Source organism: Nocardioides sp. 616 (assembly GCF_002930065.1).
Taxonomy (GTDB): Bacteria; Actinomycetota; Actinomycetes; order Propionibacteriales; family Nocardioidaceae; genus Nocardioides; species Nocardioides houyundeii.
The window spans coordinates 14,102-39,799 of the sequence record NZ_POAG01000021.1 but is presented as its reverse complement, the minus strand read 5'-3'; the positions used below and the strand labels follow the sequence as shown (position 1 = coordinate 39,799).

Annotated in this window: 26 protein-coding genes; 20 read left to right on the top strand and 6 right to left on the bottom strand. The window is 70.4% G+C overall.

Features of this window, described 5'->3' with window-relative positions:
• On the bottom strand, positions 1–364 hold a 364-nt coding region (locus C5H89_RS14710; RefSeq protein WP_240181886.1), incomplete at its 3' end, for a thiamine pyrophosphate-dependent enzyme.
• Positions 361–2,298: a 2-oxoacid:acceptor oxidoreductase subunit alpha gene (locus C5H89_RS14705; protein WP_104107746.1), complete on the bottom strand. Its 1,938-nt coding sequence runs from the start codon at positions 2,296–2,298 to the stop codon at positions 361–363. The genes C5H89_RS14710 and C5H89_RS14705, both read right to left, overlap by 4 nt.
• A gap of 209 nt (positions 2,299–2,507) precedes the next feature.
• Between C5H89_RS14705 and C5H89_RS14700 the strand changes: the two genes are divergently transcribed.
• From C5H89_RS14700 to C5H89_RS14690, 3 genes are all read left to right on the top strand, one after another.
• Entirely contained in the window at positions 2,508–4,004 is a 1,497-nt protein-coding gene (locus tag C5H89_RS14700) for an aldehyde dehydrogenase family protein (protein WP_162799394.1), read from the top strand.
• A gap of 35 nt (positions 4,005–4,039) precedes the next feature.
• The gene (locus tag C5H89_RS14695; RefSeq protein WP_104107744.1) at positions 4,040–4,867 is read left to right on the top strand and encodes a mycofactocin-coupled SDR family oxidoreductase; all 828 of its coding nucleotides are present in this window, start codon (positions 4,040–4,042) and stop codon (positions 4,865–4,867) included.
• Positions 4,868–4,976: 109 nt separating this feature from the next.
• The gene (locus tag C5H89_RS14690) at positions 4,977–6,020 is read left to right on the top strand and encodes an LLM class flavin-dependent oxidoreductase (protein ID WP_104107743.1); all 1,044 of its coding nucleotides are present in this window, start codon (positions 4,977–4,979) and stop codon (positions 6,018–6,020) included.
• Between the two features lie 102 nt (positions 6,021–6,122).
• On the opposite strand, the gene C5H89_RS14685 is transcribed toward C5H89_RS14690, so the two are convergent.
• From C5H89_RS14685 to C5H89_RS14670, 4 genes are read right to left on the bottom strand one after another with little or no spacing between them, the layout of a single operon-like run.
• Positions 6,123–6,581 (bottom strand): MaoC family dehydratase, encoded by a 459-nt coding sequence (locus tag C5H89_RS14685; RefSeq protein ID WP_104107742.1) that lies wholly within the window; start codon positions 6,579–6,581, stop codon positions 6,123–6,125.
• 48 nt (positions 6,582–6,629) lie between these two features.
• On the bottom strand, positions 6,630–7,874 hold the full coding sequence (locus C5H89_RS14680; RefSeq protein WP_162799393.1) for an MFS transporter: 1,245 nt from the start codon (positions 7,872–7,874) through the stop codon (positions 6,630–6,632).
• A 2-nt stretch (positions 7,875–7,876) separates the two neighbouring features.
• Positions 7,877–9,055, bottom strand: a complete 1,179-nt coding sequence (locus tag C5H89_RS14675; protein ID WP_205305054.1) for an FAD-dependent oxidoreductase — start codon at positions 9,053–9,055, stop codon at positions 7,877–7,879.
• On the bottom strand, positions 9,052–10,326 hold the full coding sequence (locus C5H89_RS14670; RefSeq protein ID WP_104107740.1) for a cytochrome P450: 1,275 nt from the start codon (positions 10,324–10,326) through the stop codon (positions 9,052–9,054). The genes C5H89_RS14675 and C5H89_RS14670 overlap by 4 nt, the downstream gene beginning before the upstream one ends.
• Before the next feature lie 157 nt (positions 10,327–10,483).
• On the opposite strand from C5H89_RS14670, the gene C5H89_RS19155 reads away from it, so the two are divergent.
• The 17 genes from C5H89_RS19155 to C5H89_RS14585 form a co-directional block, all read left to right on the top strand.
• Positions 10,484–10,681, top strand: coding sequence for a ferredoxin (locus C5H89_RS19155; RefSeq protein WP_199286788.1), 198 nt, complete (start codon positions 10,484–10,486; stop codon positions 10,679–10,681).
• Positions 10,682–10,694: 13 nt separating this feature from the next.
• A complete protein-coding gene (locus C5H89_RS14660) occupies positions 10,695–10,952 on the top strand; it encodes a hypothetical protein (RefSeq protein ID WP_104107738.1) in 258 nt (85 codons plus the stop codon).
• A 35-nt stretch (positions 10,953–10,987) separates the two neighbouring features.
• The gene (locus C5H89_RS14655; RefSeq protein ID WP_240181885.1) at positions 10,988–12,040 is read left to right on the top strand and encodes an MFS transporter; all 1,053 of its coding nucleotides are present in this window, start codon (positions 10,988–10,990) and stop codon (positions 12,038–12,040) included.
• A gap of 67 nt (positions 12,041–12,107) precedes the next feature.
• Positions 12,108–13,268 carry an acyl-CoA dehydrogenase family protein gene (locus tag C5H89_RS14650; RefSeq protein WP_104107736.1) on the top strand — a complete coding sequence of 387 codons (1,161 nt, stop codon included), beginning with the start codon at positions 12,108–12,110 and terminating at the stop codon, positions 13,266–13,268.
• A 9-nt stretch (positions 13,269–13,277) separates the two neighbouring features.
• Entirely contained in the window at positions 13,278–13,760 is a 483-nt protein-coding gene (locus tag C5H89_RS14645; RefSeq protein WP_104107735.1) for a nuclear transport factor 2 family protein, read from the top strand.
• A 23-nt stretch (positions 13,761–13,783) separates the two neighbouring features.
• The gene (locus C5H89_RS14640) at positions 13,784–14,350 is read left to right on the top strand and encodes a nuclear transport factor 2 family protein (RefSeq protein WP_104107734.1); all 567 of its coding nucleotides are present in this window, start codon (positions 13,784–13,786) and stop codon (positions 14,348–14,350) included.
• Positions 14,351–14,388: 38 nt separating this feature from the next.
• Positions 14,389–16,017 carry an FAD-dependent oxidoreductase gene (locus C5H89_RS14635; protein WP_104107733.1) on the top strand — a complete coding sequence of 543 codons (1,629 nt, stop codon included), beginning with the start codon at positions 14,389–14,391 and terminating at the stop codon, positions 16,015–16,017.
• Positions 16,018–16,103: 86 nt separating this feature from the next.
• On the top strand, positions 16,104–17,888 hold the full coding sequence (locus C5H89_RS14630; RefSeq protein ID WP_104107732.1) for an NAD(P)/FAD-dependent oxidoreductase: 1,785 nt from the start codon (positions 16,104–16,106) through the stop codon (positions 17,886–17,888).
• Positions 17,885–18,769, top strand: a complete 885-nt coding sequence (locus C5H89_RS14625; RefSeq protein WP_104107731.1) for a mycofactocin-coupled SDR family oxidoreductase — start codon at positions 17,885–17,887, stop codon at positions 18,767–18,769. Before C5H89_RS14630 ends, C5H89_RS14625 begins: the two co-directional genes overlap by 4 nt.
• Positions 18,770–18,835: 66 nt before the next feature.
• On the top strand, positions 18,836–19,240 hold the full coding sequence (locus tag C5H89_RS14620) for a nuclear transport factor 2 family protein (protein ID WP_101523530.1): 405 nt from the start codon (positions 18,836–18,838) through the stop codon (positions 19,238–19,240).
• A gap of 87 nt (positions 19,241–19,327) precedes the next feature.
• Positions 19,328–20,881, top strand: a complete 1,554-nt coding sequence (locus C5H89_RS14615; protein WP_104107730.1) for an AMP-binding protein — start codon at positions 19,328–19,330, stop codon at positions 20,879–20,881.
• Positions 20,874–21,323, top strand: coding sequence for a hypothetical protein (locus C5H89_RS14610; RefSeq protein ID WP_104107729.1), 450 nt, complete (start codon positions 20,874–20,876; stop codon positions 21,321–21,323). Before C5H89_RS14615 ends, C5H89_RS14610 begins: the two co-directional genes overlap by 8 nt.
• On the top strand, positions 21,320–21,745 hold the full coding sequence (locus C5H89_RS14605; RefSeq protein ID WP_104107728.1) for a MaoC family dehydratase: 426 nt from the start codon (positions 21,320–21,322) through the stop codon (positions 21,743–21,745). Before C5H89_RS14610 ends, C5H89_RS14605 begins: the two co-directional genes overlap by 4 nt.
• Complete coding sequence (locus tag C5H89_RS14600) at positions 21,742–22,188, top strand: hotdog domain-containing protein (RefSeq protein ID WP_199286791.1); 447 nt, start codon at positions 21,742–21,744, stop codon at positions 22,186–22,188. Before C5H89_RS14605 ends, C5H89_RS14600 begins: the two co-directional genes overlap by 4 nt.
• Positions 22,185–22,709, top strand: coding sequence for a nuclear transport factor 2 family protein (locus tag C5H89_RS14595; RefSeq protein ID WP_104107727.1), 525 nt, complete (start codon positions 22,185–22,187; stop codon positions 22,707–22,709). Before C5H89_RS14600 ends, C5H89_RS14595 begins: the two co-directional genes overlap by 4 nt.
• 117 nt (positions 22,710–22,826) lie before the next feature.
• Positions 22,827–24,515: an FAD-dependent oxidoreductase gene (locus C5H89_RS14590; protein ID WP_104107726.1), complete on the top strand. Its 1,689-nt coding sequence runs from the start codon at positions 22,827–22,829 to the stop codon at positions 24,513–24,515.
• 75 nt (positions 24,516–24,590) lie between these two features.
• On the top strand, positions 24,591–25,698 hold a 1,108-nt coding region (locus C5H89_RS14585; RefSeq protein ID WP_205305053.1), incomplete at its 3' end, for an ABC transporter substrate-binding protein.

The following is a 25,698-nucleotide window of genomic DNA, read 5'->3' as shown; positions in this document are numbered from 1 at the left end:
TGGAGAGGGCGTCGCCGTCGCCGGTGACGACCCAGACGGAGAGGTCTTCGCGGGCGGTGGCGATGCCGGTGGCGATGGCGGGGGCACGTCCGTGGATGGAGTGCATGCCGTAGGTGTCGAGGTAGTAGGGGAACCTGCTCGAGCAGCCGATGCCGGAGACGAAGACGATGTTCTCGCGGCGTAGGCCGAGGTCGGGGAGGAAGGACTGGACGGCCTTGAGGACGGCGTAGTCGCCGCAGCCGGGGCACCAGCGGACCTCCTGGTCGGAGGTGAAGTCCTTGCCGGTCTGCTTGACGTCCGCGTCGACGGCGGGGACGCCGTCGGTGCCGCCGCGGGTGGGGGTGGGCAGGTCCACGGTGGTCATCGCAGTGCCTCCTGGAGGTCGAGGTCGTCGGACGGGGCGGGGGGCGTCTCCCCGAGGTCGGCGAGGGCGGCCAGCAGGATGCCCTCCATCTCCTCGGCGCCGAACGGCATGCCGCGGACGTTGGTGGCCGACTGGGCGTCGACGAGGAACTTGGCGCGCAGCAGGAGCGAGAGCTGGCCCATGTTCATCTCCGGCACCAGGACCTTGTCGTAGCGCGACAGGATCTCGCCGAGGTTGGCGGGCATCGGGTTGAGGTGGCGCAGGTGCACCTGGGCCACGTCGAGGCCGCGGTCGCGCACCCGGCGCGCGCCGGCGCCGATGGGGCCGTAGGTGGAGCCCCAGCCGATCACCAGCAGGCGGGCGCGGCCCGACGGGTCGTCCACGACGAGGTCCGGGATGCTCGCGGCGACGCCGTCGACCTTGGCCTGGCGCAGCTTGACCATCCGCTCGTGGTTTCCGGGGTCGTACGAGATCTCCCCGGTGTTCTCCTTCTTCTCGATGCCGCCGATGCGGTGCTCGAGACCGGCGACGCCCGGCGGCGCCCACGGGCGGGCCAGCGTGTCCTCGTCGCGCAGGTAGGGCCAGAACTCCGGCTGCTCCGCGCCGTCCTTGTCCACGCCGACGTGGTTGGGCTCGGTGGCGAAGGCGGGGTCGATCTTGGGCAGGCTCGCCACGTCGGGGAGCTGCCACGGCTCGGAGCCGTTGGCCAGGTAGCCGTCGGAGAGCAGCATCACCGGGGTCCGGTAGGTGACCGCGATCCGGACGGCCTCGATGGCGGCGTCGAAGCAGTCGGACGGCGACTGCGCGGCGATCACCGGCAGCGGCGCCTCGCCGTTGCGGCCGAACATCGCCTGCATCAGGTCGGCCTGCTCGGTCTTGGTGGGCAGCCCGGTCGAGGGGCCACCCCGCTGCACGTCGACGATCAGCAGCGGCAGCTCGAGCATCACCGCCAGGCCCATCGCCTCGGCCTTCAGCGCGACGCCCGGCCCCGACGTGCTCGTCACGCCCAGGTGGCCGGCGTACGAGGCGCCCAGGGCGGCGCCGATCCCGGCGATCTCGTCCTCGGCCTGGAAGGTGGTCGCGCCGAGCCGCTTGTGCTTGCTCAGCTCGTGCAGGATGTCCGAGGCCGGGGTGATCGGGTAGGCGCCCAGGAAGACCGGCAGGTCGGCCAGGTGCCCGGCGGTCAGGATGCCGTAGGAGAGCGCGGTGTTGCCGGTGATGTTGCGGTAGCGGCCGACCGAGGTCTCGGCGGGCTTGACCTCATAGGAGACCGCGAAGGACTCGGTGGTCTCGCCGAAGTGGAAGCCGGCCTTGAAGGCAGCGACGTTGCCGTCGCGGACCTCAGGCTTCGAGGCGAACTTGGAGGTGATGTAGTCCAAGGTGCCCTGGATGGGCCGGCCGTACATCCAGGAGAGCAGTCCCAGCGCGAACATGTTCTTCGACCGCGCCCCGTCCTTGCGGGAGAGGCCGAACTCCTTGGTCGCCGCGACGGCCATGCCGGTGAGGTCGAGCGCGTGCACCTGGAAGTCGTCCAGAGAGCCGTCCTCGAGCGGGTTGCTCGTGTAGGTGGCCTTGGTCAGGTTGCGGTTGGTGAAGTCGTGGGTGTCGACGATGATCACCGCGCCGGGACGCAGGTCGGCGATGTTCGCCTTCAGCGCGGCGGGGTTCATCGCGACCAGGACGTGCGGGAAGTCGCCCGGGGTGAGGATGTCGCGGCTGGCGAAGTGCAGCTGGAACGACGAGACGCCGTGGACGGTGCCCTGGGGGGCGCGGATCTCCGCGGGGAAGCTGGGGAAGGTGGACAGGTCGTTGCCGAAGGCCGCCGTCTCCTGGGTGAACCGGTCACCGGTCAGCTGCATGCCGTCGCCCGAGTCCCCGGCGAACCGGATGATCACGCGCTCCAGCTGTTCGACCGGCTTTGCTACCGACTCCATGAAGACTCCGATGCTCGAGATGGTTCGAGTGATGGCTGACACCACTTAACTCTGATAATGAATCTTACGGAAACTCGGTGGTTCGTCAAGGTGTGGGGTTCAGATCGCGCCCAGTCGCGCCATTCCATTCCATGCATATGATTGCTATGGTCGTGCGTGGGATGACGATCACCCCAGAGATTTTCGCACCAGTGCCGAGGAGACCTTTGATGCCAGCGGAGAAGCGGAGCGCGAGCACCTACATCGACGGCGTGTGGTCAGACGGTGCGTCCGGTGACAGCTACGTGTCGATGAACCCGGCCACCGGCCAGCCCATCGGCGAGACCGTCACCAGCTCGATCGCCCAGGTCGAGGAGGCAGTGGCGAGCTCGCGACGGGCCTTCAGGTCGGGCGAGTGGCCCACGTGGACCCCCGAGATGCGCGCCGACGCGATCAACCGGTTCGCCGACATCCTCGAGCGCGAGCGGGAGTCGATGTCCCGGGTGATCGCGACCGAGGTGGGCACCCCGATCGCGGCGTGCCGCACCATGCAGGTCGGCGGGCCCATCGAGGTGCTGCGCTGGTACGCCAAGATGGCGATCAAGGGTCCGCGCGGCGGCTACGAGCAGGCGCTGCCCCTCTACAACACCCCGGTCCCCTCCGCGAGCCTCCTGCACTACGAGCCGGTCGGCGTCGTGGCCTGCCTCCCGGCCTACAACTACCCGCTCAACCTGCTGGTGTGGAAGCTCGGCGGCGCACTCGCCGCCGGCTGCACCTCGGTGGTGCTGCCCTCCCCGCAGGGCCTGCTGAGCACGCTGCGGATCTTCGAGATCCTCGACGAGGTCGGCCTGCCCGCAGGCGTGGTCAACCTGGTCACCGGCGGACCCGAGATCGGCATCCACCTGACCAGCCACCGCGACGTCGACCTGGTCTCGTTCACCGGCTCCGACGGCGTCGGTGCCCAGGTCATGGCTCAGGGCGCGCTCGGCTCGCTCAGCAAGGCCGTCCTGGAGCTCGGCGGCAAGAGCCCCAACATCGTCCTCCCCGACGCCGACCTGGCCGCCACCGTGGGCGCCTCGATCCTGCGCTTCGCCCGCAACGCGGGCCAGGGCTGCGCGGCCTGGAGCCGGGTGCTGGTCCCCGAGGACAAGGTGGACGAGTTCTGCCGCCTGGCCGACGAGTTCATCAAGACCATCAAGGTCGGCGACCCGCTCGCCGAGGACAGCGTCGTGGGACCCGTCATCTCCGCCGCCCAGCGCGACAAGGTCGAGGCCTGGGTCGCCGAGCTGCTCGAGAGCGGCGCCAGCTGGGGTGCCGGCGGTGGTCGTCCCGAGGGTCTGGACGAGGGCCACTTCGTGCAGCCCGGACTGCTCCGCGACGTCGACCCGGACCACCCTCTGGCCGACACCGAGTTCTTCGCACCGATCGGCATGATCTTCGGCTACCGCGACGTCGACCACGCCGTGGAGCTGGCCAACAACACCCGCTACGGGCTGGCCAGCAACGTCTTCGGCCCGCTCGACGAGGCGATCGAGGTGGCCCGCCGGATCCGCGCGGGCACGGTGACCATCAACGGCGGTGCCGGCATGCGCCCGGACGCCCCGTGGGGCGGCCCCGGTCGCAGTGGTGTCGGCCGCGAGCTCGGTGAGGACGGGTACGCCGAGTTCTTTGAGGTCAAGCACATCCAGTACGCCTTGGCCGGCATCACCAGGCCCCCGGGCACCTGAGCGAATTCGAGATCTGAGACAGAGTGGAGAGCACAGTGGGACGTTTCGACGGCAAGACAGCCATCATCACCGGCGGCGCGCGGGGCCAGGGGCGCTCGCACGCGCTGCGTCTGGCCAGCGAGGGTGCCAACATCGCGCTCCTCGACATCGCCGGACAGATCGACTCGGTCGCCTACCCGATGTCGACGACCGACGACCTCGCCGCGACCGAGCGGGAGCTCAAGGAGCTCGGCGCGGAGGTCCTCGCGATCCAGTGCGACGTGCGCGACCAGGAGGCCGTCAAGGCCGCGGTCGCCGCCACCGAGGAGCGCTTCGGCGCCATCGACATCGTCCTGGCCAACGCCGGCATCATGGCCAGCTACGGCAAGAACAAGCACGACATGGCGGCCTGGCACGACTCCGTCGGGACCATGCTCAGCGGGGTCTACTACCTGCTGCACGCGGTGACGCCGGGCCTGATCGAGCGCGGCCGGGGCGGCGCCATCTGCATCACCGGCTCGACCTCCAGCTACATCGGGGTCGCCTACAAGGAAGAGATGCTGAACCCGGGCCAGATGGGCTACGGCGCGGCCAAGACCGGCGTGCTGTCCTTGATGAGGAACTTCGCCATGGTGCTCGGCAAGCACGGGGTGCGGGTCAACACCGTCATCCCCGCCGGCGTCTCGACCAAGATGATCGACAACGAGTTCTTCACCGCCGACCTCGCCGGCGACGCCCCCGGCGGCTGGATGGCGAACGTGATGGAGCGCGGTCCCGTCGAGCCCGCGGAGATCACCAACGCGGTCACCTGGCTCTGCTCCGACGAGGCGCGCTTCGTCACCGGTCAGACGCTCGCCGTGGACATGGGGACCCTCCTGCTCTGACCGGTCGCCGTACGGCGCTCGGTTGCAAGTGTTCGGCTGATGGGCCTCGTCGCCCAGTGACCCAGGCGGAGCCGCCCCGGTAGGGCGGACCGACCAGAAAGAGACGATCGTGGAGTTCGGAATCCTGATGGGCGACCAGCCCATCTCAACCCCGCCCGAAGAGCACCTCGACCTGATGCTGCGGAAGGTGGAGGCCGCCCAGAAGGCCGGGTTCACCTACCTCACCATCGGTCAGCACTACCTCTACGACGGGTTCCGCTGGTTCCAGCCGGTGCCGATGCTGGCGCGTCTGGCCGCAGAGCTGGACGACCACGTGAAGATCGGCACCACCGTGCTGGTCGGCCCGCTGCACCACCCCGTGCAGCTCGCCGAGGACCTGGCCACCCTCGACGTCATCACCCGCGGCAAGCTGGTGGTGGGCATCGGGACGGGCTACCTGCCGCACGAGTACGAGGTGTTCGGCAAGCCCTACAAGCAGCGCTACTCGCTGCTCGAGGAGCTGATCGAGGTGATGACCAAGGTCTGGACCCAGGACCGCGTCACCCACCACGGCAAGTTCTTCGACATCGAGGACCGGCCCACCCACCTCCACCCGGTGCAGAAGCCCCGCCCGCCGATCTGGCTCGGCGCGATGAAGGAGATGGGCGTGCGGCGCGCCGCGCGGCACGGCGACGTCTGGACGATCACGCCGCAGCAGACCATCGAGCAGGTCGAGCACCTCGTCGGGGCCTACCTCGACGAGCGCGCCAAGTACGACCTGCCGCTGACCAAGTTCCCGCTGCGTCGCGAGCTGCACCTCGGCGCCGACCCCGAGGACGCGCTGCACAAGTTCGCCGAGGTCGCCCGGGTCAAGTACGTCTCCTACGCCGGCCAGGGCATGCAGCTGCTCGAGCAGGAGCGCGTCGAGCAGGACTTCCTGGAGAACGTCAAGGACCACGTCCTGCTCGGCACCGGCGACCAGGTCCAGGACCAGATCCGCGACATCGCCTCCCGGCTGCCCGTCGGTCCGCTGCTGGTCCGGCCGCACTGGCCCGGCATGGACGCCGAGCAGACCGAGGCCTACCTCGAGCAGGTCGGCCGCGAGGTCGTCGCGCCGTTGAAGGACCTGGAGAGCATCAGCTTCGACGAGCTCGAGGCCAAGCAGGCCGGCTGACCCACCCGGACCCGCATCTCTGGGACCCTCCCCCCGGGGATGCGTCAAGGGCCGCTCACCGTCACGGTGAGCGGCCCTTCTGCGTCCCCGGGGGGAGCTGGGTCAGGCGTCGGTCGGACGCTTGAGCATCAGGCCCGCCCGGTGCGCCACGTGCACGACCTCGTCGCGCTGGTTGTAGCCGCGGTGCTCGAAGTAGACGATCCCCGAGTCGGTGCGGCTCTTGGACTCCCGCTTGTCCAGGATGGTGCTCTCCGCGCGCAGGGTGTCGCCGTGGAAGACCGGCTTGGGGAAGTCGAACTTGGTGTAGCCCAGGTTGCCCAGGGTCGTCCCCATGGTGAGGTCGTAGACGATCATCCCGCCGATCAGGCCCGCGGTGTACAGGCTGTTCATCAGCCGCTGGCCGTGCGGCTGGGTGGCCATGTACTCGGCGTCGAGGTGAATGGGCGCCGGGTTCATCGTGATGGAGGTGAACAGCACGTTGTCCATCTCGGTGACGGTGCGGCTCCAGGGGTGCTTGAACTCCTGGCCGGCCTCGAACTCTTCGAACCACATACCTGGCATGGCAGGTCTCCTCTCGGTCCTGGCCGGCGCGCCGGTCCAGGACGGTTGTCAGTACAGAAAATCTGGGTGGTCCGCGAGCGCCGTGCGGGGACGTGCCGGCGCCATCCGGACCAGCAGCAGCAGGCTGAGCGTGCTGACCCCGAGGCAGACGGCGAAGCCGGGGACGTAGCTGCCGGTGGCGTCCTTCAGCGCCCCCACCAGGAACGGCCCCATCGCCCCGCTGGTGAAGGAGAAGAGCATGGCCATGCCGCTCAGGCGGGTGGCGTCCTGGGGGGAGTGCGCCTCGTCCTGCACCTTCACCAGGGCCAGGCTGCTGGCGCCGCCGATCCCGAAGCCCGCGAGCAGCAGACCGGGGATCGCCCAGTCGTGCGGCTCCAGGACGAGCAGCAGCAGCCCCAGGGTCGAGGTGACCATCACCGTGGCGAAGACGCCGCGACGTCCGGGGAAGCGGTCGGTCAAGGGGGTCAGGGTGAGCATGGAGAACAGCTGCACGCACTGGAACGCCACCAGGTAGGCGGCCGCGGTCCCGGCGCTGAGGCCGGCCTCGACGAACAGGCTGGGGAGCCAGGCGATGACCGAGAAGCCCAGGAACATCGGCACCGCGAAGACGGCGGTGACGAACCAGGCCCGGCGCTCGCGCAGCGGCAGGGAGAGCCGGGTGGGCACCCCCGCCTCGTCCGGGACGCCCGCGCCGCCCAGGTGCGTGAGCACCAGCGCCGCCGCCAGCAGCAGGGCCACCACTCCCCAGACCGCGAGCGCGGTCCGCCAGCCGCCGAACGAGGACGCCACCGGCTGCGCCGTACCGGCGGCGAGCGCGACCCCGAGGGCCATCGCGGTGGAGTAGATGCCGGTGGCGAGTCCCCGCAGGTGGGGGAGGTGGTGGGAGATGAATCCCGGCGTCAGGGTGGACAGGGCGCCCAGGGCGCCGCCGATCACGGCCGCGGTCGCCACCAGCGGCGCCGGGGTGTCGATGAGGAACCGGGAGAGCTCGGCGAGCGCCAGCACCGCCAGGAGCGAGATCATCGCCCAGTCGGCGCCGATCCTGGTGACCAGCACGTGACCGAGGGGGGCGCACAGCCCCATCGTCAGTAACGTGAGCGCGGTGAGCAGGCTGGCCGTGGTGGCGCTGACGTCGAGGTCCGCCCGGATGTCGGGGACCAGGGGCGGCACCGCGCCGAAGATGCCGCGGATGTTGACGCCGATGGCGATGACCAGCGCGATCGCGAGCCAGGGCGGCAGGCGGCGACCGCCGGCGCGCCTGGGAGTCTCGACGGCCGCGAGGAGCGGGTCCACGCTCAGTCCACGGCGGAGACGGGTCCACCGATGGCGGTGCGAGCCTTCACCACGTCCTTGGTCGCGTCCACCCCGAGCCAGGCGGTGAGCACCGCGTCGCGGCTCCACAGCGCACGGGCCAGGGACCCGTCCGGGTGGCGCTGCACGGTGAGCTCGTCGGTGGGCGCGTGGGCGCCGACGTACTGCAGCTTGCGGCCGAACTGGTCGGACCAGAAGTAGGGGACGGGGTCGTGCTCGGGACCCTCGTCCCAGTCGAGCAGACTGGCCACGGCGGTGGCCGCGACCATGCTGGCCTCGTCCCAGTGCTCGATCAGCCGGTGGGTGTCGGTGTGGCGCGACCAGCGCTGGGCGACGTCGCCCAGGGCGAGCACGCCGCGTACGTCGGTGCGGCAGCGCGTGTCGGTCAGCACGCCCCGGTCGCACGCCAGGCCGGAGCCCTCCAGCCACGACAGGTCGGGGCGGACCCCGATGCCGGTGACCACCACGTCGGCGGGCAGCACCCGGCCCCCGGCCAGGTGGACCCCGTCGGCCTCGACCGAGGCGACCGCGGTGTCGGTGAGCAGCTCGACCCCGGCCCACCAACCGCGGGTCAGGGCGCCGACCTCGGGGCCCAGGGCGCCGCTGAGCGGCTGGGAGCCGAACTCCACGCAGGTCACCTCGCAGCCGGCCGCCAGGGCGGCGGTGGCCACCTCGGCGCCGATCCAGCTGGCGCCGACCAGCACCACACGGGCGCCGGGCACGAGCCGCCCCCGCAGCTCCAGCGCGTCCCCGAGGGTGCGCAGCGTGAGCTGGGGGCCGGCGCCGGGAAGGCGCAGCGCCTCGGCGCCGGTGGCGATCACCAGAGCGTCGTACTCCACGTCACCGGTCGTGGTGGTGACGGTGCGGCTCTCGGTGGACAGGCCGGTCGCCCGGGTGCCCAGGCGCAGGTCGACCTGGAGCTTGTCGGTGTCGAAGGGCAGCGGGGTGGCGTCCTTCGTGCCGGCCAGCACCTCCTTGGACAGCGGGGGCCGGTCGTACGGCGGCAGCTCCTCGGCGCTGAGCACCGTGAGCGTGCCGGCGAACTTCTTGCGCCGCAGCGTGGCGCACAGGCGCGCGGTGGCCAGGCCACCGCCGACCACCACGACCCGGCCCGACGCCAGGTCCAGGACGGGGCCCGCCCCGGAGTCCACGGCCGGGCTCACCGCCCGGTCTTGGTGTAGTGCTCGGCGAAGAGGGGGGTGTCCCCGAGTCGGCGCTCACCGGGGGTGAAGGTGACCGGGATGGTGTGGAACCCGGCGTTGGTGCCCTGGTCGGGGTAGGCGACCACGTTGTCCATGTCCACCTCGTAGTCGCCCATCCGGGAGAGCACCTGGCGGATCATCTCGCGTGCCATGGCCTTGCCCATGTGGGAGCCGGCGCAGCGGTGGATGCCCAGGCCGAAGGCGACGTGCCGGTTGGGCCAGCGGGTGATGTCGACCTCGTCGGGGTTCTCGAACTGCTGCTCGTCGCGGTTGGCCGAGCCCCACGAGAGGAGCGCGCGGTCGCCCTTGCGCACCGGGCAGCCCTGGAACTCCGCGTCATCCATGATCGTCCGGGCCAGGGCCTGGGTGGGGGAGAAGACCCGGAGGAACTCCTCCACCGCGATGTCGACCATCGCCGGGTCGTCGATCAGGCGCTGGCGCTGCTCGGGGTTCTGGTAGAGCCACACCAGCGACTGGGTGACCAGGGAGGCGGTGGTGCCGACGCCGCCGGAGATCACCAGCTCCAGGATCGAGTAGACCTCGTCGTCGTCCATCCGGCGGCCGTCGACCTCGGAGTTGATGAAGTGCGTGGTGGCGTCGTCGCTGGGGTTCTCGCGGCGGTGGGCGATGTGCTCGCGGACCGTCTTGCTCACCCACGGCACGGCGACCTGGGCGGCGTGGACGTACTCCGGCGAGCCGGGCACGGCGGCGACCAGGGTGTGCATCGCGTCGACGTAGGTGGCGTACTCCGAGGGGTCCAGGCCCAGCCAGTCGATGGTGACCGCGGCCGGGACGCCCGCCACGATCGCCAGGTCGGCCTCGCCCTTCTCGATGATGGTGTCGATGAAGCCCGTGACGTAGTGCTTGATCACGTCGTCGAGGTTCTCCACCGCGGCGGGGGCGGTGACCTTGTTGACCGCCTTGCGGTAGGGCCGGAAGTGCGGCGGGTCCAGCTCGATCGGGATGTGGAAGGCGGTCGGGGCCTTGGGGATGGTCACCGAGAGGCCGGGGCCGCCGTACTCGTCGTGGCGACCGGAGGAGAACAGGTCGTCGTCGCGCGAGGCCTCGAAGACGCCCTGGTAGTTGGCGATCACCCAGTAGCCGCCGTGTGCCTCCGTCCAGGCCACCGGCGACTCCTGGCGGAGCTTGCGGTAGGCGCCCACGTGGTCAGCGGCGTGTTCCGGCGAGTGGTGGTCGAAGTTGGTGACGGGGCAACGCGGCTGGTCGGACATCAGATCAATCCTCCTTGGTGGCCAAGGGGTTCCTTGGGTGAGCAGGATCATGATAATAGTTATACCCAGCAGGGAGTCAAGGTGTCCCCTCGTGGGACGTGTGCTCAACTGCTCGCGATCCGGCGCCGCCGGCGCAACCAGTCTGGAGGAACCACCCATGAAAGTTGTTGCTGACCTCGACAAGTGCCAGGGCCACGGTCTGTGCCGCATGTCGGCGCCCGACGTCTACGACGTGACCGTGGACGAGGGCCAGGTGATCGTGAAGTTCGACGGGGAGATCCCCGAGGAGCTTGAGGACGGGGCCGCGCTCGGCGTCGACTCCTGCCCCGAGCTCGCCCTCGAGATCCAGGACTGAGCCCCGAGTCCTGATGAGCCGGTCTGCCCCTCGCCGCCCGCGAGGGCGGCCCGGGGGGCTGCTGGCCTTCCTGCTGCTCGGCACCGCCATGGCGGTGCCGACGCTGCTGGGGCTGCTGTCGGTGGAGCTCACCGCGGACCTGGGCCTCGACGACGCCCGCCTCGGCCTCGTGGTCTCCGCCTTCTGGGCGGTGACCGCGGTCGCCGCCCCGCTCGCGGGGCGCTGGGTGGACGGACGGGGTGGCCCGTCGGGGCCTGGTGGGGTGCCCTGATCACCGCAGCCAGCCTGCTGCTGTGCGTGCTGCTGGTGAATTCCCTCCCCGCGCTGCTGGCGGTGGTCGCCCTGAGCGGTCTCGGCTACGCCTTCGCCTCGCCGACCAGCAACATCCTGGTGATGGCAGAGGTGCCGCCCGGCCGGCAGGCGTCGGTGCTGGGCCTCAAGCAGACCGCCCCGCCGCTGCTGATGACGGTGGCCGGGGCGGTGCTCCCCGCCCTCGCCCACCTGCACGGCTGGCGCCCGGCGATGGCGGTGGGTCTGGTGCTGCCGCTCGCGGTGGCCGTCGGCGTGCTGCTGGCCCGGCCGGTTGGCGCGCGGCGCCTCCCCGACGGAGCCGGAGCGGGCTCTCCGTCGGGCGCGGCACGTGGCTGTGACGCCACACCTGACGTGGATGCCGCTCCCGTGGCCGAAGCGGCGACGGTCGGAACGGCGCCGACCCTGCGAGTGCTGCCGGTGGTGGTCGCCGCGGGTCTGGGGACCTTCGCGGTCGCCACCTTGACCGGCTTCGCGGTGCTCAGCCTGGTCTCGGCCGGCCTGCGACCCGTGCAGGCGGCCGGCATCGTCTCCGGCGGGAGCCTGGTGGCCGTGCTGGTCCGGGTCGCCTCGGGCTGGTGGCTGGACCGCCGTCCGCTGGAGGACCTGGCACCGGTGCTCGGCGTGATGGGCGCAGCGGTCGTGGCCCTCGCGCTGGTCGCGGTCGGAACGCTCGGTCTGGACTCCGCCGGGGGCGCGGTCCCGGACGGCACGCTCTGGCAGGCGCTGGTGGTCGTGGGCGTGCTGCTCAGCCTGGTCGCCGCCTGGACCTGGCCCGCCCTGCTGCTGGTCACCCTGGTGCGTCGCTCGGCGGGGCCGGGCGCGGCCAGCGGCCTGCTCCAGATCGGCAGTGGCGTGGGATCGGCGATCGGCCCGGTGGGCTTTGGGCTCCTCTCCGCAGCGGGGGGCCGGGGATGGGCCTGGGTGCTCATGGCCGTCGCGACGGGAGCCGCGATGCTCCTGGTCCGCGCGGCGGGCCGACCCCCGCGCGAGGACTCTCACCAGATGGACCCTCACGCGCGCGGGGTGACAGACCTGATTACAAAGTGATAATAGTGATAAGGAAATTCTGTGAGCCAGGACACCGCCCTCGGCCACCCGAGTACCAGGAGGACCCATGGACTACGCCGTGGACGAGACGCACGAGCACATCCGGGAAGCCGTTCGAGCCATGTGCTCGAAGTTCGACGACAACTACTGGATGGAGCACGACGAGAGCCACGAGTTCCCCTGGGACTTCTACAAGGCCGTCGCCGACGCCGGCTGGCTCGGCCTGAGCATCCCCGAGGAGTACGGCGGCGGCGGGCTGGGCGTGACTGAGGCCGCCATCGTGGAGCGCGAGATCTCGGCCTCCGGCGCCGGGATGAGCGGCTGCTCCGCGGTGCACATCGGCATCTTCGGCTTCGAGCCGCTGATCCGGCACGGCAGCGAGAGCCTGAAGCAGCGGTTCCTGCCGCGCGCCGTCTCCGGGGACCTGCACGTCTCCTTCGCGGTGACCGAGCCCGACGCGGGCACCGACACCCTCAACCTGACGACCGCGGCCCGCAAGGTCGACGGCGGCTGGCTGGTCAACGGCAAGAAGGTCTGGATCACCAAGGCCCAGGAGGCCGAGCGGATGTTCCTGCTCGTGCGCACCTCGCCCCGTGAGGGCAAGGCGCACCGCGGGCTGACGCTGATGTTCGCCACGCTCGACCCCGAGCACGTTCGGATCCGCGAGATCCCCAAGCTGGGCCGCAACTCCGTTGACACCAACGAGCTCTTCATCGACGACCTCTTCGTCGCCGACGAGGACGTCATCGGCGAGGTCGGCGAGGGCTTCAAGGTGATCCTGGGTGGGCTGAACGCCGAGCGCGTGATCTCCGCCAATGCCGCCCTGGGGCTGGGTGAGGCCGCGCTGCGACGCGCGGTCAACTACGCCAATGAGCGCGTCGTCTTCGGTCGGCCGATCGGGCAGAACCAGCTCATCTCCGGCCAGCTCGCCGACGCCCGGATCCGGCTCGACGCCGCCACGGCCATCTGCGACAAGGCCGCCTGGATGGTGGACAACGACATCCCGTGCGGACGCGAGGCCAACGAGGCGAAGTTCCTGGCCAGCGAGGCGGGGTTCAACGCCGCCGACGTCGCGATCAACGTGCACGGCGGCTACGGCTACGCGAAGGAGTACCACGTGGAGCGGTACTTCCGGGAGTCGCGCCTGAACAAGATCGCGCCGATCAGCCAGGAGATGGTCCTCAACTACGTGGCCGAGCACGTCCTCGGCCTGCCGCGCAGCTACTAGGGGCCCGGCATGGCTGACGACGTCCTCCGGTCCCTGGTGCTGCAGCGCGAGGGCGAGCGGCTGCTGCACACCTACCAGCGCCTCGTCGACGCCCGTGACGTCCAGGGCCTGGCGGACCTGGTCACCGACGACGTCCTGCTCTCCCGACAGGGCGAGGAGCAGCGCGGCCGGGACGCCTTCGTCGACCTGTACCGGCGGTTCGCCGCCTCCGACGTGGACGTCGCGCAGCACATGGCGACCAACGTCGAGGTCACCGAGCTCGGGACCGGAGGCGAGGGGCCGGTGCGCGTCGACTCCTGCTTCTGGGTGATCACCACCCACCGCTCCGGAGAGGCCCGCCAGGTCTGGGGCCGCTACAGCGACGACATGGTGCGGGTGGACGGGCGCTGGCTGCTCTCGGCCAAGCGCATCACCGTGATCCGCACGGCCTTCGTCGAGCCCTCCGCGCTGGCGCCGCCCGACATGACCTCCTTCGGGCCCCGGCCCGACTGACTACGACACCACAGGAGACACCGATGCCCCCGAGCACCGAGGACCGGCTGCGCCGGATCGAGGACAAGCTGGAGATCGCCGACCTGGTGAACCTCTACGGGTTCGTGATGGACGAGCGCGACCTGGACGGCCTGCCCAGCCTGTTCACCGCCGATGCCCACCTCACGTCGGCCGACGGGGTCTTCGACGCCGTCGGCCTGGAGACGATCGCCAAGACCTACCAGGGCCGGTACGACGCCCTGGGCGCCACGAACCACTTCGTGCACTCGGTGATCTCCCGCTTCGACGACGGCGACCCGGACGTGGCCCACGGCCTGGTCAGCGGGCACGCCGAGCTGGTGCGCGAAGGGGTGACGATGTGGGTGGCGCTGCGCTACCACGACGTCTACCGGCGTACCCAGCAGGGCTGGCGGATCGCGGCACGGGAGATGGGCTACATGTACTACCTCCCGGTCACCGACTACGCCGAGACCATGAAGAGCGAGGACCGCACGCTGGTCTACGGCGACCCCCGTCCGGCGGACTGGCCCTCGGTGCTGCACGGCGGCGACCTCGGCTGGCTCCGCGCGCACTACACCGACCCGGCCTGAGCAGGGCTCGCCTCGAGCCCACGACCCTGGAGGACGCCATGAACCCCACCGAGCAGCTGCAGGGCGCCGCCCCTGACGTCATCGTCCTGGGCAGTGGGTGTGCCGGGATGATGACGGCCCTCGCCGCCGCCGACGCCGGCGCCAGCGTGGCGCTCTACGAGAAGGCCGACGTGCTCGGCGGCACCACCGCCCTGTCCAGCGGGGTGGCGTGGCTGCCCGGCAACAAGTACCAGGCCGAGCACGGCGTCGAGGACTCCGTCGACGACGGGCGCGCCTACCTCACGGCGCTCTCCCACGGGATGATCCTTCCCGAGTTCACCGATGCCTTCGTCGGCACCGTGAACGAGATGCTGGAGTGGGTCGAGGAGCGCACCCCGTTGCGGATGCGGCTGGTGCCCGGCTACCCCGACTACCACCCGGAGTTCCCGGGCGGGAAGCCCGGCGGCGGCCGCTCCACCGAGCCCGAGCTCTTCTCCTTCGACCTGCTCGGCGAGTGGGCCGAGAAGTTCCTGGGCTTCCGCCGCTCGATGTACGTCGGCGAGACACCGGTCGGTGGCGGCACCGGCTTCCTCACGCCCGAGGAGGAGAAGCGGCGCGCCGACGAGCAGCTCGAGGGTCTGGGCCGCGGCATGCTCGGCGCCCTGCTCAAGGGTCTGCTCGACCGCGGCGTGGAGGTGCGCACCGGCACCGCCGCGGTGCGGCTGCTGACCGAGGACGGCGCGGTGACGGGCGTGGAGCTCGCCGACGGCCGGCGGGTGGGCGCCCGGCGCGGGGTGGTGCTGGCCACCGGTGGCTTCGAGCGCGACCCCGACCTGGTCAGGTCCTTCCTGCGCGGACCCGTCAGCAACTCCCCAGGGGCCCCCACCAACACCGGCGACGGTCTCCGGATGGCGATGCGGGTGGGCGCCGCGCTCGGCGTCATGCGGGAGGCCTGGTGGGTCCCGGTGGTGACCATCCCCGGGTTCTCCGGTGAGCAGTACTCCGGCCACGGGGTGCAGCTGGTCCAGCGCGAGCGCACCCTGCCGCGCACCATCCTGGTCAACGGCGACGGGCGGCGCTTCACCAACGAGGCCGCCAACTACAACGCGCTCGGTGCGGTCTTCCACGCCTTCCACCCGACCCGCTTCGCCTACGAGAACCAGCCGGCCTGGGCGGTCTTCGACCAGGGCTTCGTCGAGCAGTACGGCGGGTACGGCGTGCCCCCCGGCGGCGAGATGCCGGAGTGGATGGCTCGGGCGGACTCGGTCGCGGAGCTGGCTGAGATGATCGGCGTCCCGGCCGAGCAGCTCACCGCGACCGTCGAGCGCTGGAACGAGCTCTGCGCCGCCGGTCACGACGACGACCACGGCCGCGGCGACTCGGCGTACGACGGCTGGTGCGGGGACCGCAACCACTACCCGGGGACCGCCGCGACCCTGGGGCCCATCGACCAGGGGCCCTTCTACGCCTCACCCGTGCACGCCAGCTCGCTCGGCACCAAGGGTGGTCCGCAGACCACCGTGGACTGCGAGGTGCTCGACGTGGACGGGGCTGTGATCCCGGGCCTCTACGCGGTCGGCAACGCGATGGCCGCCCCCACCGGGATGGTCTACGGCGGCGCCGGCGGCACCCTCGGCCCGGCGATGGTCTTCGGCTACCGGTGTGGACGAGCGGTGGCAGGGGTCTGATCCCTGCTCGCCTTGCTCAGCCAGGTGTGATCTGTAACACTCCTACCTGAAACCATGATCACCGATATCAGGATTGGAGTCTCGGGATGACGACGACTGATCAGCAGGTGGCGCCGGACCTGGACGGGCTCGCTGGAGCCTGGCTGGACCAGTTCCAGGGGGCCTTGCGCAACGGGACCGCGACAGCGACCGCCGACCTCTTCCACCCCGACGCCTGGTGGCGCGACCTGCTCGCGTTCACGTTGGACCTGCGCACCGCGCACGGTCACCAGGCCCTGGCGGCGCGGATCTCCGAGTCCCCCACGGGACCGGTCTCGATCGCGCTGACGGGAGCCGCGACCCTGGTCGAGGCGGGGGCGGAGCCCTGGGTCCAGGCGATGTTCGAGCTCGAGACCCCGCTCGCCCGCGGACGCGGCGTGCTGCGACTGGTCGAGCGCGACGGCGCCTGGCGCGCGTGGACCGTGCTCACCGCCATGGACGAGCTGGTCGGTCACGAGGAGCTGACCGGGACGCGACGTCCGCTCGGGGGTGCCCAGGGCGAGGACCGGATGGCCCGCAGCTGGACCGAGGCGCGCCGCCGGCAGCAGGAGTTCGTCGACTCCGAACCGGCCGTGCTGGTGGTCGGCGCCGGACACGGCGGTCTCGGACTCGCGGCACGGCTGGGGTGCCTCGGGGTGTCGACCCTGGTGATCGACCGCGGCGAGAGGATCGGGGACGGGTGGCGCAACCGCTACGACTCGCTCGTGCTGCACGACCCGGTCTGGTACGACCACCTGCCCTACCTCCCCTTCCCGGCGAGCTGGCCTGTCTACACCCCGAAGGACAAGCTGGCCGACTGGCTGGAGTCCTACGCCAGCACCATGGAGCTCAATGTCTGGACGGGCACCGAGCTGGTCGACAGCGCCCGCCAGGACGAGTCCGGCGAGTGGACCGTCACCGTGAAGCGGGCCGACGGCTCCCAGCGCACGGTCCGACCCCGGCACGTCGTGCTGGCCACCGGGGTCAGCGGCACCGAGCCGAACCTCCCCGAGCTGCCGGGCGCCGAGGAGTTCACCGGCCTGGCCTGCCACTCCAAGGACTTCCCGCGGGGTGTCGACTTCGCGGGCCGTCGGGCCGTGGTGGTCGGGAGCTGCAACAGCGGCCACGACATCGCCCAGGAGCTGTTCGAGAAGGGCGCCGAGGTAACGATGGTCCAGCGCTCGCCCACCTACGTGGTCAGCGTGGCCGGGTCCGCCATCGCCATGACCGGCATGTACGACGAGACCGGTCCGCCCACGGACGTGGCCGACCTGCTCGGTGCGTCCTTCCCGTTCAAGTGCGCGCCGGAGATGCACCAGGCGACCACCGCGGCGATGGCCGAGCACGACAAGACGATGCTGGAGGGCTTGGCCGAGGCCGGCTTCCTCACCTCGTCCGGCATCGACGGCACCGGAGCGCTCCAGCTCTTCCTGCAGCGGGGCGGGGGCTACTACATCAACGTGGGCGCCTCCGAGCTGATCGCGCAGGGCAAGATCGCCGTCCGCTCGGGGGTCGGGGTGGAGCGGTTCACTCCCGACGGCCTGGAGCTCGCTGACGGCAGCTCGCTCGAGGCCGACGTCATCGTCTTCGCCACCGGCTACAAGGGGATGCTCGAGACCGCGCGCAGGCTGCTCGGCGACGAGGTCGCCGACCGGTGTGGCCCCGTCTGGGGCCTGGACGAGGAGGGCGAGCTCCAGGGCGTCTGGCGCCGGTCGGGGTACGACGGCCTGTGGTTCATGGGCGGCAACCTCGCCCTGGCCCGCTTCTACGGCAAGTTCCTCGCGCTCCAGATCAAGGCAGACGAAGTGGGACTCGCCGAGTCCCAGAACCTCTCGGAAGGCAGGACCGCATGAGCGACACCACGACGACCTCCACCCCCCAGGCAGCCCAGGCGGGGCAGCCCCTGGCCGGCAAGGTCGCCCTGATCACCGGGGCAGCGCGCGGGCAGGGCCGCAGCCACGCGCTGCGGCTGGCCCGGGACGGAGCGGCGATCATCGCCGTCGACCTGTGCGAGCACATCAGCAGCCTGGACGGGTTCTACGACCTGGCCACGCCCGAGGACCTCGCCGAGACGGTGCGCCAGGTGGAGGCGCTCGGGGGCCGGATCCACGCCGCCCAGGTCGACGTGCGCGACATCGACGCGCTGACCGCCGCCGTGGACGCCGGCGTCTCGCAGCTCGGCAGCCTCGACATCGTGGTCGCCAACGCGGGCATCTTCACCTTCGGCGAGGCCACCCACGAGGTGGCCGAGGACTCCTGGCACCAGCTGATGGACGTCAACGTCACCGGCGTCTGGCACACCTACAAGGCGGCCGCGCCGCACCTGCTCGCCGCGGGAGCGGGCGGCTCGGTGATCATCATCGCCTCGCTGGCCGGCTTCAAGGGCCTGGCGAACGTGGCGGCGTACACCACGACCAAGCACGCGATCGTCGGCCTGATGAAGGTCCTGGCCAACGAGCTCGGCCCGCTGGGCATTCGGGTCAACACCATCCACCCGAACTCCATCGACACCGACATGGTGAAGAACACCCGGACCTTCAAGCTGTTCCGTCCCGATCTCGAGGACCCGAAGGCCGAGGACGCCGAGGCGGCTTTCGCCGGCCTCAATCCGATGGGCAAGGCGTGGATCGAGTCCGAGCACGTCTCCAACGCGGTTGCCTGGCTGGCCGGTCCGGAGTCCTACTACGTCTCCGGCGGGCAGATCCCGGTGGACGGCGGCGCGTCGATCCAGTGAATGTTTGTCACGTGACCCAAACCATATGTATCGTTCTCAGCAATATCCCTTTTCCAAGGAGACCCCATGACTGACCGCTCTGCTGTCGAAGAACTGGCCAACCGCTACTCGCTGGCCTACGACACCGCTGATCTCGACACGCTGGAGTCGGTCTTCACCGAGGATGCGACGTTCTCGATGGTGATCGCCGGGGGCGACAAGCTGTCCTTCGGTCCTCGGGACGCGATCATGAAGCTGATGGGGGACTCGCTCTCCTCGCAGACCGACCAGCGTCGGCACGTCAACACCAACCTCATCGTCGAGGGCACCGAGGGCGGGGTCACCCGGACCAAGCACTACCTCACCCTGATGGGCACCGAGAATGGCGCGATCACGCTGCTCTCCGCCGGTCTCTACTCCTCCGAGATCGTCGAGGACGGCGGCCGTCTCCGGTTCAAGACGCTGCACCTGGACCTGGACAAGGCGTACTGACCGGCGTACCGGCCGGGCGCCCTGACCCGGCGTACTGACACGCTCGTCCGCACCGACCACCCTCACGAGACTCCGGAGAACAACCGCATGAACCAAGGACTCATCCCCGCCAAGTGGGCGGCTCTCACCCCGGACCGCCAGGCCGTCTACGACGCCGCTGCGGACCTCCGGGTCTCGTGGTCGGAACTCGACGAGATGGTGCGTCGGCTGGCCAACGGCCTGCTCGGCCTCGGCCTGAACAAGGGCGACCGCGTCGCCATGCTCTCGCGCAACTGCGTGGAGTTCCAGGCGCTCTACTTCGCTGCCGGCCGTGCCGGTCTGGTGACCCAGCCGCTCAACTGGCGGCTCGCCGGACCGGCTCTGGCCGGTGTCGTGCGCGACGCCGCGCCCAAGGTGGTGATCGGCCAGGCCGAGTTCCACGATGCCCTGGAGGACATCAAGGCGCAGGTCGACGTCCCGCACTGGCTCGAGTTCGGCGAGTCCTCGGACGGGTCGTTCGACGACCTGGTCAAGCGCTCCTCCAGCCTGGAGCCGGCCCCCAGCAGCCTGGTGGTCGACAGCGACCCGTTCTTCCTGCTCTACACCGGTGGCACCACCGGAGACTCCAAGGGCGCCCTGCACACCCACGGCAGCGCCGCGGCGGGCATGCTCAACCAGACCGTGGCCGAGCGGATCGTGCCCAGCGACGTCTACATGCTGACCGGGCAGATGTACCACATCCCGATCGTGCTGGCGATGAACTACATGAAGCACGGCTGCCCGCTGGTGCTGATGAACTTCGAGCCCAAGCTCGCCCTCGACCTGATCGAGAACGAGAAGGTCTCGGCGTTCCTCGGAGTCACCACCATGCTCAACTGGATGATGGCGCAGGAGAACTTCTCCAGCTACGACCTCTCCAGCCTCCGCAACATCCAGTACGGCGGCGGCCCGATGCCCTCCAGCGTCGTGCGCCAGGCCCTCGACCTCTTCCCGTGCACCCTGATCCAGGGCTACGGGCAGACCGAGGGCACCACGATGACCTTCCTGTCCCAGGAGGACCACCAGGACGCCATCAACGGGATCCACCCCGAGCGCCTCAAGTCGTGCGGCCGCGAGGGCTTCGTCACCAGCGTGCGGGTCGTGGACCCCGACGGCAACGACGTGCCCCGCGACGGTCACACGCCCGGCCAGATCATCGTCAAGAGCCCGGCCAACATGTCCGGCTACCTCGGTCGCCCCGACCTCACCGAGCAGACGCTCCGCGACGGGTGGATGTGGACCGGTGACATCGCCTGCTGGGACTCCGAGCGCTACATCTTCATCGTGGACCGCGCCAAGGACATGATCATCTCCGGCGGCGAGAACATCTACTCGGTGCAGGTCGAGGAGGCCATCAACTCCCACCCGGCCGTGCTGGAGTGCGCCGTCATCGGCGTGCCCGACGAGGAGTGGGGCGAGACCGTCAAGGGCTACGTCGTGCTCAAGCCGGGTCAGGAGGCCACCGAGAACGACATCATCGAGCAGGCCAAGAAGCACCTGGCCAGCTACCAGAAGCCGCGCTCGGTCGAGTTCGTCAGCGAGCTGCCCAAGGCACCCACCGGCAAGATCCTCAAGCGCGAGCTGCGCCGTCCGTACTGGGAGGACCAGGAGCGCAATGTCTGATCCTGGGTCTGACCCCGGCCCCTACGACGACCGCGTCGGCCGGGAGTTCCCCGGCGGCTCCTACACCCTGGAGCCGTGGCGGGCCTGGCTGGTGGCCGACACCCTGCTGGACGACCCGACCGACGACACGCCCCACCCGGTGCTGGCCTGGATGGCCGGCGTCGCCGGCATGGGCCTGACCTGGGACGACCTGTTCGGCTGGTTCGACGCCTCGGCCGAGGACGGTCCGATGTTCGGTGAGCACAGCACCACGCTGCACCGGCCGCTCGAGCTGGGCGCGACGTACGACGTGTCCGGTCGGATCGTCTCGGTGCAGCGCAAGGTCGGCAAGCGGGCCGGAGCCTTCGACATCGTCGGCTACGAGCTCGACCTGCACCACGGGGGCGACCTGGTCGCCCGCTGCTACAACTCCCTGGTCTTCCCGAGGAGGGATGCGGCATGAGCGGCACGCGCGTGGAGGTCGGGACCGAGATCCCGCCGCTGGAGCTCGACGTCGACAGCGAGAAGATGAAGGTGATGGCGGCCCTGCTCGCCGACCCCAACCCGATCCACTTCGACACCCGGGCGCTCGCCGCGCTGGGCATGGACCAGCGGCCGGTCAACCAGGGGCCCCTCAACATGGGCTACCTGCAGACCATGCTGGCCCGCTGGGCCGGCGGCCGGGACCGGCTGCTCACCTTCCGGGTGCGCTTCCAGGGCAACGTGCTGGCCGGTGACCGGGTCCGCGCCAGCGGCACGGTGACCGAGGTGACCCAGACCGATCGGGGCCGGGTCGCCACCTGCGACATCAGCCTGGAGGTGCTCGGCGGCAGCACCGCACTGACCGGCACCGCCGAGGTGCTCATCGACGAGGAGACATCGTGACCCTGACCCACGACCCTGAGAAGGGCCGGACCGGCTTCCAGCTCGCCTACGGCGACACCGACACCGTCGGCATCGCCTACTTCGGCATCTACTACCGCTGGATGGAGCGCTGCTACTCGACCTGGCTGTTCGCCAACGGGATCCGCAGCGGCCAGATGGCCGAGGACCTGGGTGTGGTCACCGTCGGCATTAGCTCCGGCTGCCGGTACGTCGACACCGTCGAGGTCTTCGACGAGATCACCTGCCAGGCCGTGGCCGACCGGATCGGCACCACCTCCTACGTCGTGGGCTTCGAGTTCACCCGGGGGGACCAGCTGGTCACCAAGGGGCAGATGACCTTCGCGGCGCGCGACCCGGAGACCTTCGGGAAGGCCGCCATCCCGGACCGGCTGCTCGAGGTCGTGCGCAGCCTCCCCGAGCCGCGGTTCGAGGTCAGCGCGTGACCTCGGCGGGCGACCCGGGCGCGCTGGCCGGCCTCCTGGACCGGGAGGCGGTGCGCGACCTGGTCGCCCGCTACGCCTTCGCCGTCGACGACCACGATCTCGACGCCCTGGCGCAGATGTTCCACCCCGAGGCGGTCTTCGACCGAGACGGTCACCTGGCCACCGGCTGGCCGGAGATCGCCGAGACCCTCGGGGCCTCGATGCGCGGCTTCCAGCGGATGATCCACACCCCGCACGCGGTCGTGGTGGAGCTGACCGGGGCGGACACCGCGACCGGCGCCTCGAGCGGGCACGGCGAGCTGGTCACCCGGCGTGGGGTGGTGCTCGCCGCCTACCGCTACCGCGACGAGTTCGTCCGGCACGAGGGCCGGTGGGTCTTCGCCCGCCGGGCCGTGCGGTTCCTGTACGCCACGTCCGCCGACACCTACGCCGCCACCCTGGCCGAGGTCGACCGGGTCCGGTTCCCGGGCGACGAGCCGCGTCCCAGCACGGTCGTCCCGCTGCTGCACCCTGGAGCGTAAAGAGACGATTCATAAGCATAAATTAGGTAGAACGTGTTGACACAACCCTGATCATGATATTCACTCTTCCCAGGGCCTAATGTGACTTGGCCCACGCGCCGAGGAGGAGTGTCCGCCATGATCGACCAGACGCCCGTCATCGTCGTGGGAGCCGGCCTGTCCGGACTCGCCACCGCGCTCACCTGCGCACTCAACGGCCGCCCCGCGATCGTGCTGGAGGCCGCCGACCTGGTCGGCGGCGCGGCGGCGTACTCGGGTGGTCAGGTCTGGGTCGGGGGCAACCACGTCGCCGAGCGCGAGGGCATAGCGGGCGACTCCAAGGAGCTCACCGAGACCTACATCCGCGACGTCGCCTCCCACCTGGCGCCCGAGGTGCTCGACGAGCAGGCGCTGCTGCGCTGGCTCGACACCTCGCCCGACGCGATGCGCTACTTCGAGGACCACGGCGCGATCCGCTGGACGGTCATCCCCGGCCTCGCCGACTACCACAACGAGGCGCAGGGCGCGCTGCCCCAGGGGCGCTACCTGACCAACGAGGTCATCGACGGCTCGGTGCTGGGGGAGTGGCGCGAGAAGCTCCGCTACAGCCCGTACTTCCCGGTCGGCACCACCTACCGCGAGCTGCTCACCAAGGGCCGCCGCGCCACCTACGTCGACGACGCCGGCGAGGAGCAGGGCGCGACCAAGCGGTCCCACGCCGGGCTCCCGGCCTTCGGCCTCTCCGACGGAACTGCGTTCGAGAAGGCCGCCGACGCCGACCCGCTCACCTACGGCACCGGCGTGGTCGCCAGCTTCCTGGCCCGGGTCACCCAGCACGAGTCGATCCAGATCCGCACCGAGCACCGGGTGGTCGAGCTGCTCACCGACGACGGCAAGGTCGTCGGTGTGCGCGCCGAGACCCCGGACGGCGACGTCGAGCTGCGCGGCCCGGTGGTGCTGGCCACCAGCACCTACGACTGGGACCCCGAGCTGGTCACCGAGATCCTCGGCCTGAGCGAGGAGGACTGGGGTTCGGTGGCGCCGGAGACCCTGCGTGGCGACGGCATCAAGCTGGCGCGCCAGGTCGGCGGGCAGATCGCCCGCATCCCCGCCAACGCCACCCCGATCCTCCCGGGCTGGCGCTCCGAGGTCGGCACCGGCTTCGGCTACGGCCCGGAGTACGCGATGCCGCACTCGATGATCGTGGACCGCACCGGCAACCGCTACTGCAACGACTCCTACTGGGTCGACATCGTCCGGCGCACCCTGGACCCGGCCGACAAGCACCTGCCCTTCTTCCTGGTCTGGGACGACCAGCACCGCCAGAAGTACGGCCTGGCGGCCACCCCGCCCGGCGGCGACTACCCCGAGGACCTGGTGCAGTCGGCCGACACCCTGGAGGAGCTGGGCGAGAAGCTCGGCATCGACGCGGCCCAGCTGGCCCGGACCGCCGAGCGGTTCAGCGGCTTCGCCGAGACCGGCGAGGACCCGGACTGGGGCCGCGGCAGCATCGACTACGTCAACACGTTCGCCGGTGACCCGGAGAACACCCCCAGCCCGGTGCTCGGCGCCATCACCAAGGCGCCGTTCCACGGTCTCCGGCTGCGTTTCGTCGGCACCGGCATCGGCACCTCCGGCGTACGCATCGACTCCGACGGGCGGGTCCTCGACGAGGCTGGCACGCGGATCGAGGGCCTGTACGCCGCCGGCTCGGTCGCCGCTCTGACGACGACCGGGACCGCCTACAACTCGGGAATCGCGCTCGGGCGCGGACTCACGCTGGCCTACCTGGTCGGCCATGAACTGTCCGGCGACCCGGTCGCCTGACAACGAAGTCCACCGCTCCGCGGCTGGACCTGCACCTAACTAACAGCTGGAGGAACGATGGGTAGAGGAGCGCAAATGCGCAAGGCGCTGCTGGCAGGCCTGGCCATGGCGACGGTGCTCGGCACCGCCGCGTGCGGAAGTGACGACGGCGGCAGCGGCGCCGCGGGCGACGGCGGTATCGCCTCGACCATCAAGATCGCCCAGGTGCAGGACCAGACCGGCGCGGTCGCCTACGCCGGGCTGGGTGCCTCCGAGGGTGCCGAGCTGGCCATCGACGAGATCCACGAGCAGGGCTTCCTGGGCGACGGCGTCAAGATCGACCTGGAGAAGTACGACACCGCCGGCGAGATCGAGCGGGCCTCCAGCGAGATGAGCAAGGCCATGGGCGACCGTGACGTCGCGGCGATCCTCGGCCCGGTCTCCACCCAGCAGGCCGCCACGGTCTCGCCGCTGGTGGGCCGGCAGAAGGTCCCCACCATCTTCACCCAGGCCGGTGGCGAGGGCGTCGTGACCAACGACTACAGCTTCCGCGTCACCCCGCCGATGGAGTCCTACTACGCCTCGGTGATGGACTTCCTCGAGGCGGAGGGCGTCAAGACCGTCTCGGTCCTCTACAACGCCACCTTCCCGACCTTCGCCGTGCTGGGCGAGGACGACGTGCCGGCAATGGCCGAGGAGCGGGGCATGGAGATCGTGCAGTCCCTGCCGGTCCAGATGACCACGCAGGACTTCTCCGGCCAGGCGCAGCAGGTCGCCAAGGAGAACGCTGACGCGCTCGTCATGCTGCTCATCGCGCCGCAGTCGGTGACCGCGCTCGGCCAGCTCAAGGACGCCGGCTACGACAACCAGGTCGTGGCCACCTCGGTCCAGGCCGCGGGCAACATCGAGGCCGCCGGCGACAACGCCAACGGCCTGGTCTACCCGGTGCCGTTCTCGGTCGCCATGGAGGACGAGTCCTCGGACGCGTTCAGCAAGGCGTTCCAGGCCAAGTTCGACAAGGACCCGACGCCGTACGCCGCTGACGGCTACGACGCCATCTGGTGGATCGCCCGGGCCATCAAGGACTCCGGCGACTCCTCCCGCGAGGGGATCCGCGAGGGTCTGGCCAAGATCGCGGCCGAGGGCTACACCGGCGCGATGGGCGAGGTGACCTTCGACGGGAACGACGCCCGGATCCCCGGCG

Bases quoted from the DNA above. Each gene is read 5' to 3' on its own strand.
- C5H89_RS14705 (WP_104107746.1), bottom strand. From the start codon at position 2,298: ATGGAGTCGGTAGCAAAGCCGGTCGAACAGCTGGAGCGCGTGATCATC.
- C5H89_RS14700 (WP_162799394.1), top strand. From the start codon at position 2,508: ATGCCAGCGGAGAAGCGGAGCGCGAGCACCTACATCGACGGCGTGTGG.
- C5H89_RS14685 (WP_104107742.1), bottom strand. From the start codon at position 6,581: ATGCCAGGTATGTGGTTCGAAGAGTTCGAGGCCGGCCAGGAGTTCAAG.
- C5H89_RS14670 (WP_104107740.1), bottom strand. From the start codon at position 10,326: ATGTCCGACCAGCCGCGTTGCCCCGTCACCAACTTCGACCACCACTCG.
- C5H89_RS19155 (WP_199286788.1), top strand. From the start codon at position 10,484: ATGAAAGTTGTTGCTGACCTCGACAAGTGCCAGGGCCACGGTCTGTGC.
- C5H89_RS14660 (WP_104107738.1), top strand. From the start codon at position 10,695: ATGAGCCGGTCTGCCCCTCGCCGCCCGCGAGGGCGGCCCGGGGGGCTG.
- C5H89_RS14650 (WP_104107736.1), top strand. From the start codon at position 12,108: ATGGACTACGCCGTGGACGAGACGCACGAGCACATCCGGGAAGCCGTT.
- C5H89_RS14645 (WP_104107735.1), top strand. From the start codon at position 13,278: ATGGCTGACGACGTCCTCCGGTCCCTGGTGCTGCAGCGCGAGGGCGAG.
- C5H89_RS14640 (WP_104107734.1), top strand. From the start codon at position 13,784: ATGCCCCCGAGCACCGAGGACCGGCTGCGCCGGATCGAGGACAAGCTG.
- C5H89_RS14635 (WP_104107733.1), top strand. From the start codon at position 14,389: ATGAACCCCACCGAGCAGCTGCAGGGCGCCGCCCCTGACGTCATCGTC.
- C5H89_RS14630 (WP_104107732.1), top strand. From the start codon at position 16,104: ATGACGACGACTGATCAGCAGGTGGCGCCGGACCTGGACGGGCTCGCT.
- C5H89_RS14625 (WP_104107731.1), top strand. From the start codon at position 17,885: ATGAGCGACACCACGACGACCTCCACCCCCCAGGCAGCCCAGGCGGGG.
- C5H89_RS14620 (WP_101523530.1), top strand. From the start codon at position 18,836: ATGACTGACCGCTCTGCTGTCGAAGAACTGGCCAACCGCTACTCGCTG.
- C5H89_RS14615 (WP_104107730.1), top strand. From the start codon at position 19,328: ATGAACCAAGGACTCATCCCCGCCAAGTGGGCGGCTCTCACCCCGGAC.
- C5H89_RS14610 (WP_104107729.1), top strand. From the start codon at position 20,874: ATGTCTGATCCTGGGTCTGACCCCGGCCCCTACGACGACCGCGTCGGC.
- C5H89_RS14605 (WP_104107728.1), top strand. From the start codon at position 21,320: ATGAGCGGCACGCGCGTGGAGGTCGGGACCGAGATCCCGCCGCTGGAG.
- C5H89_RS14590 (WP_104107726.1), top strand. From the start codon at position 22,827: ATGATCGACCAGACGCCCGTCATCGTCGTGGGAGCCGGCCTGTCCGGA.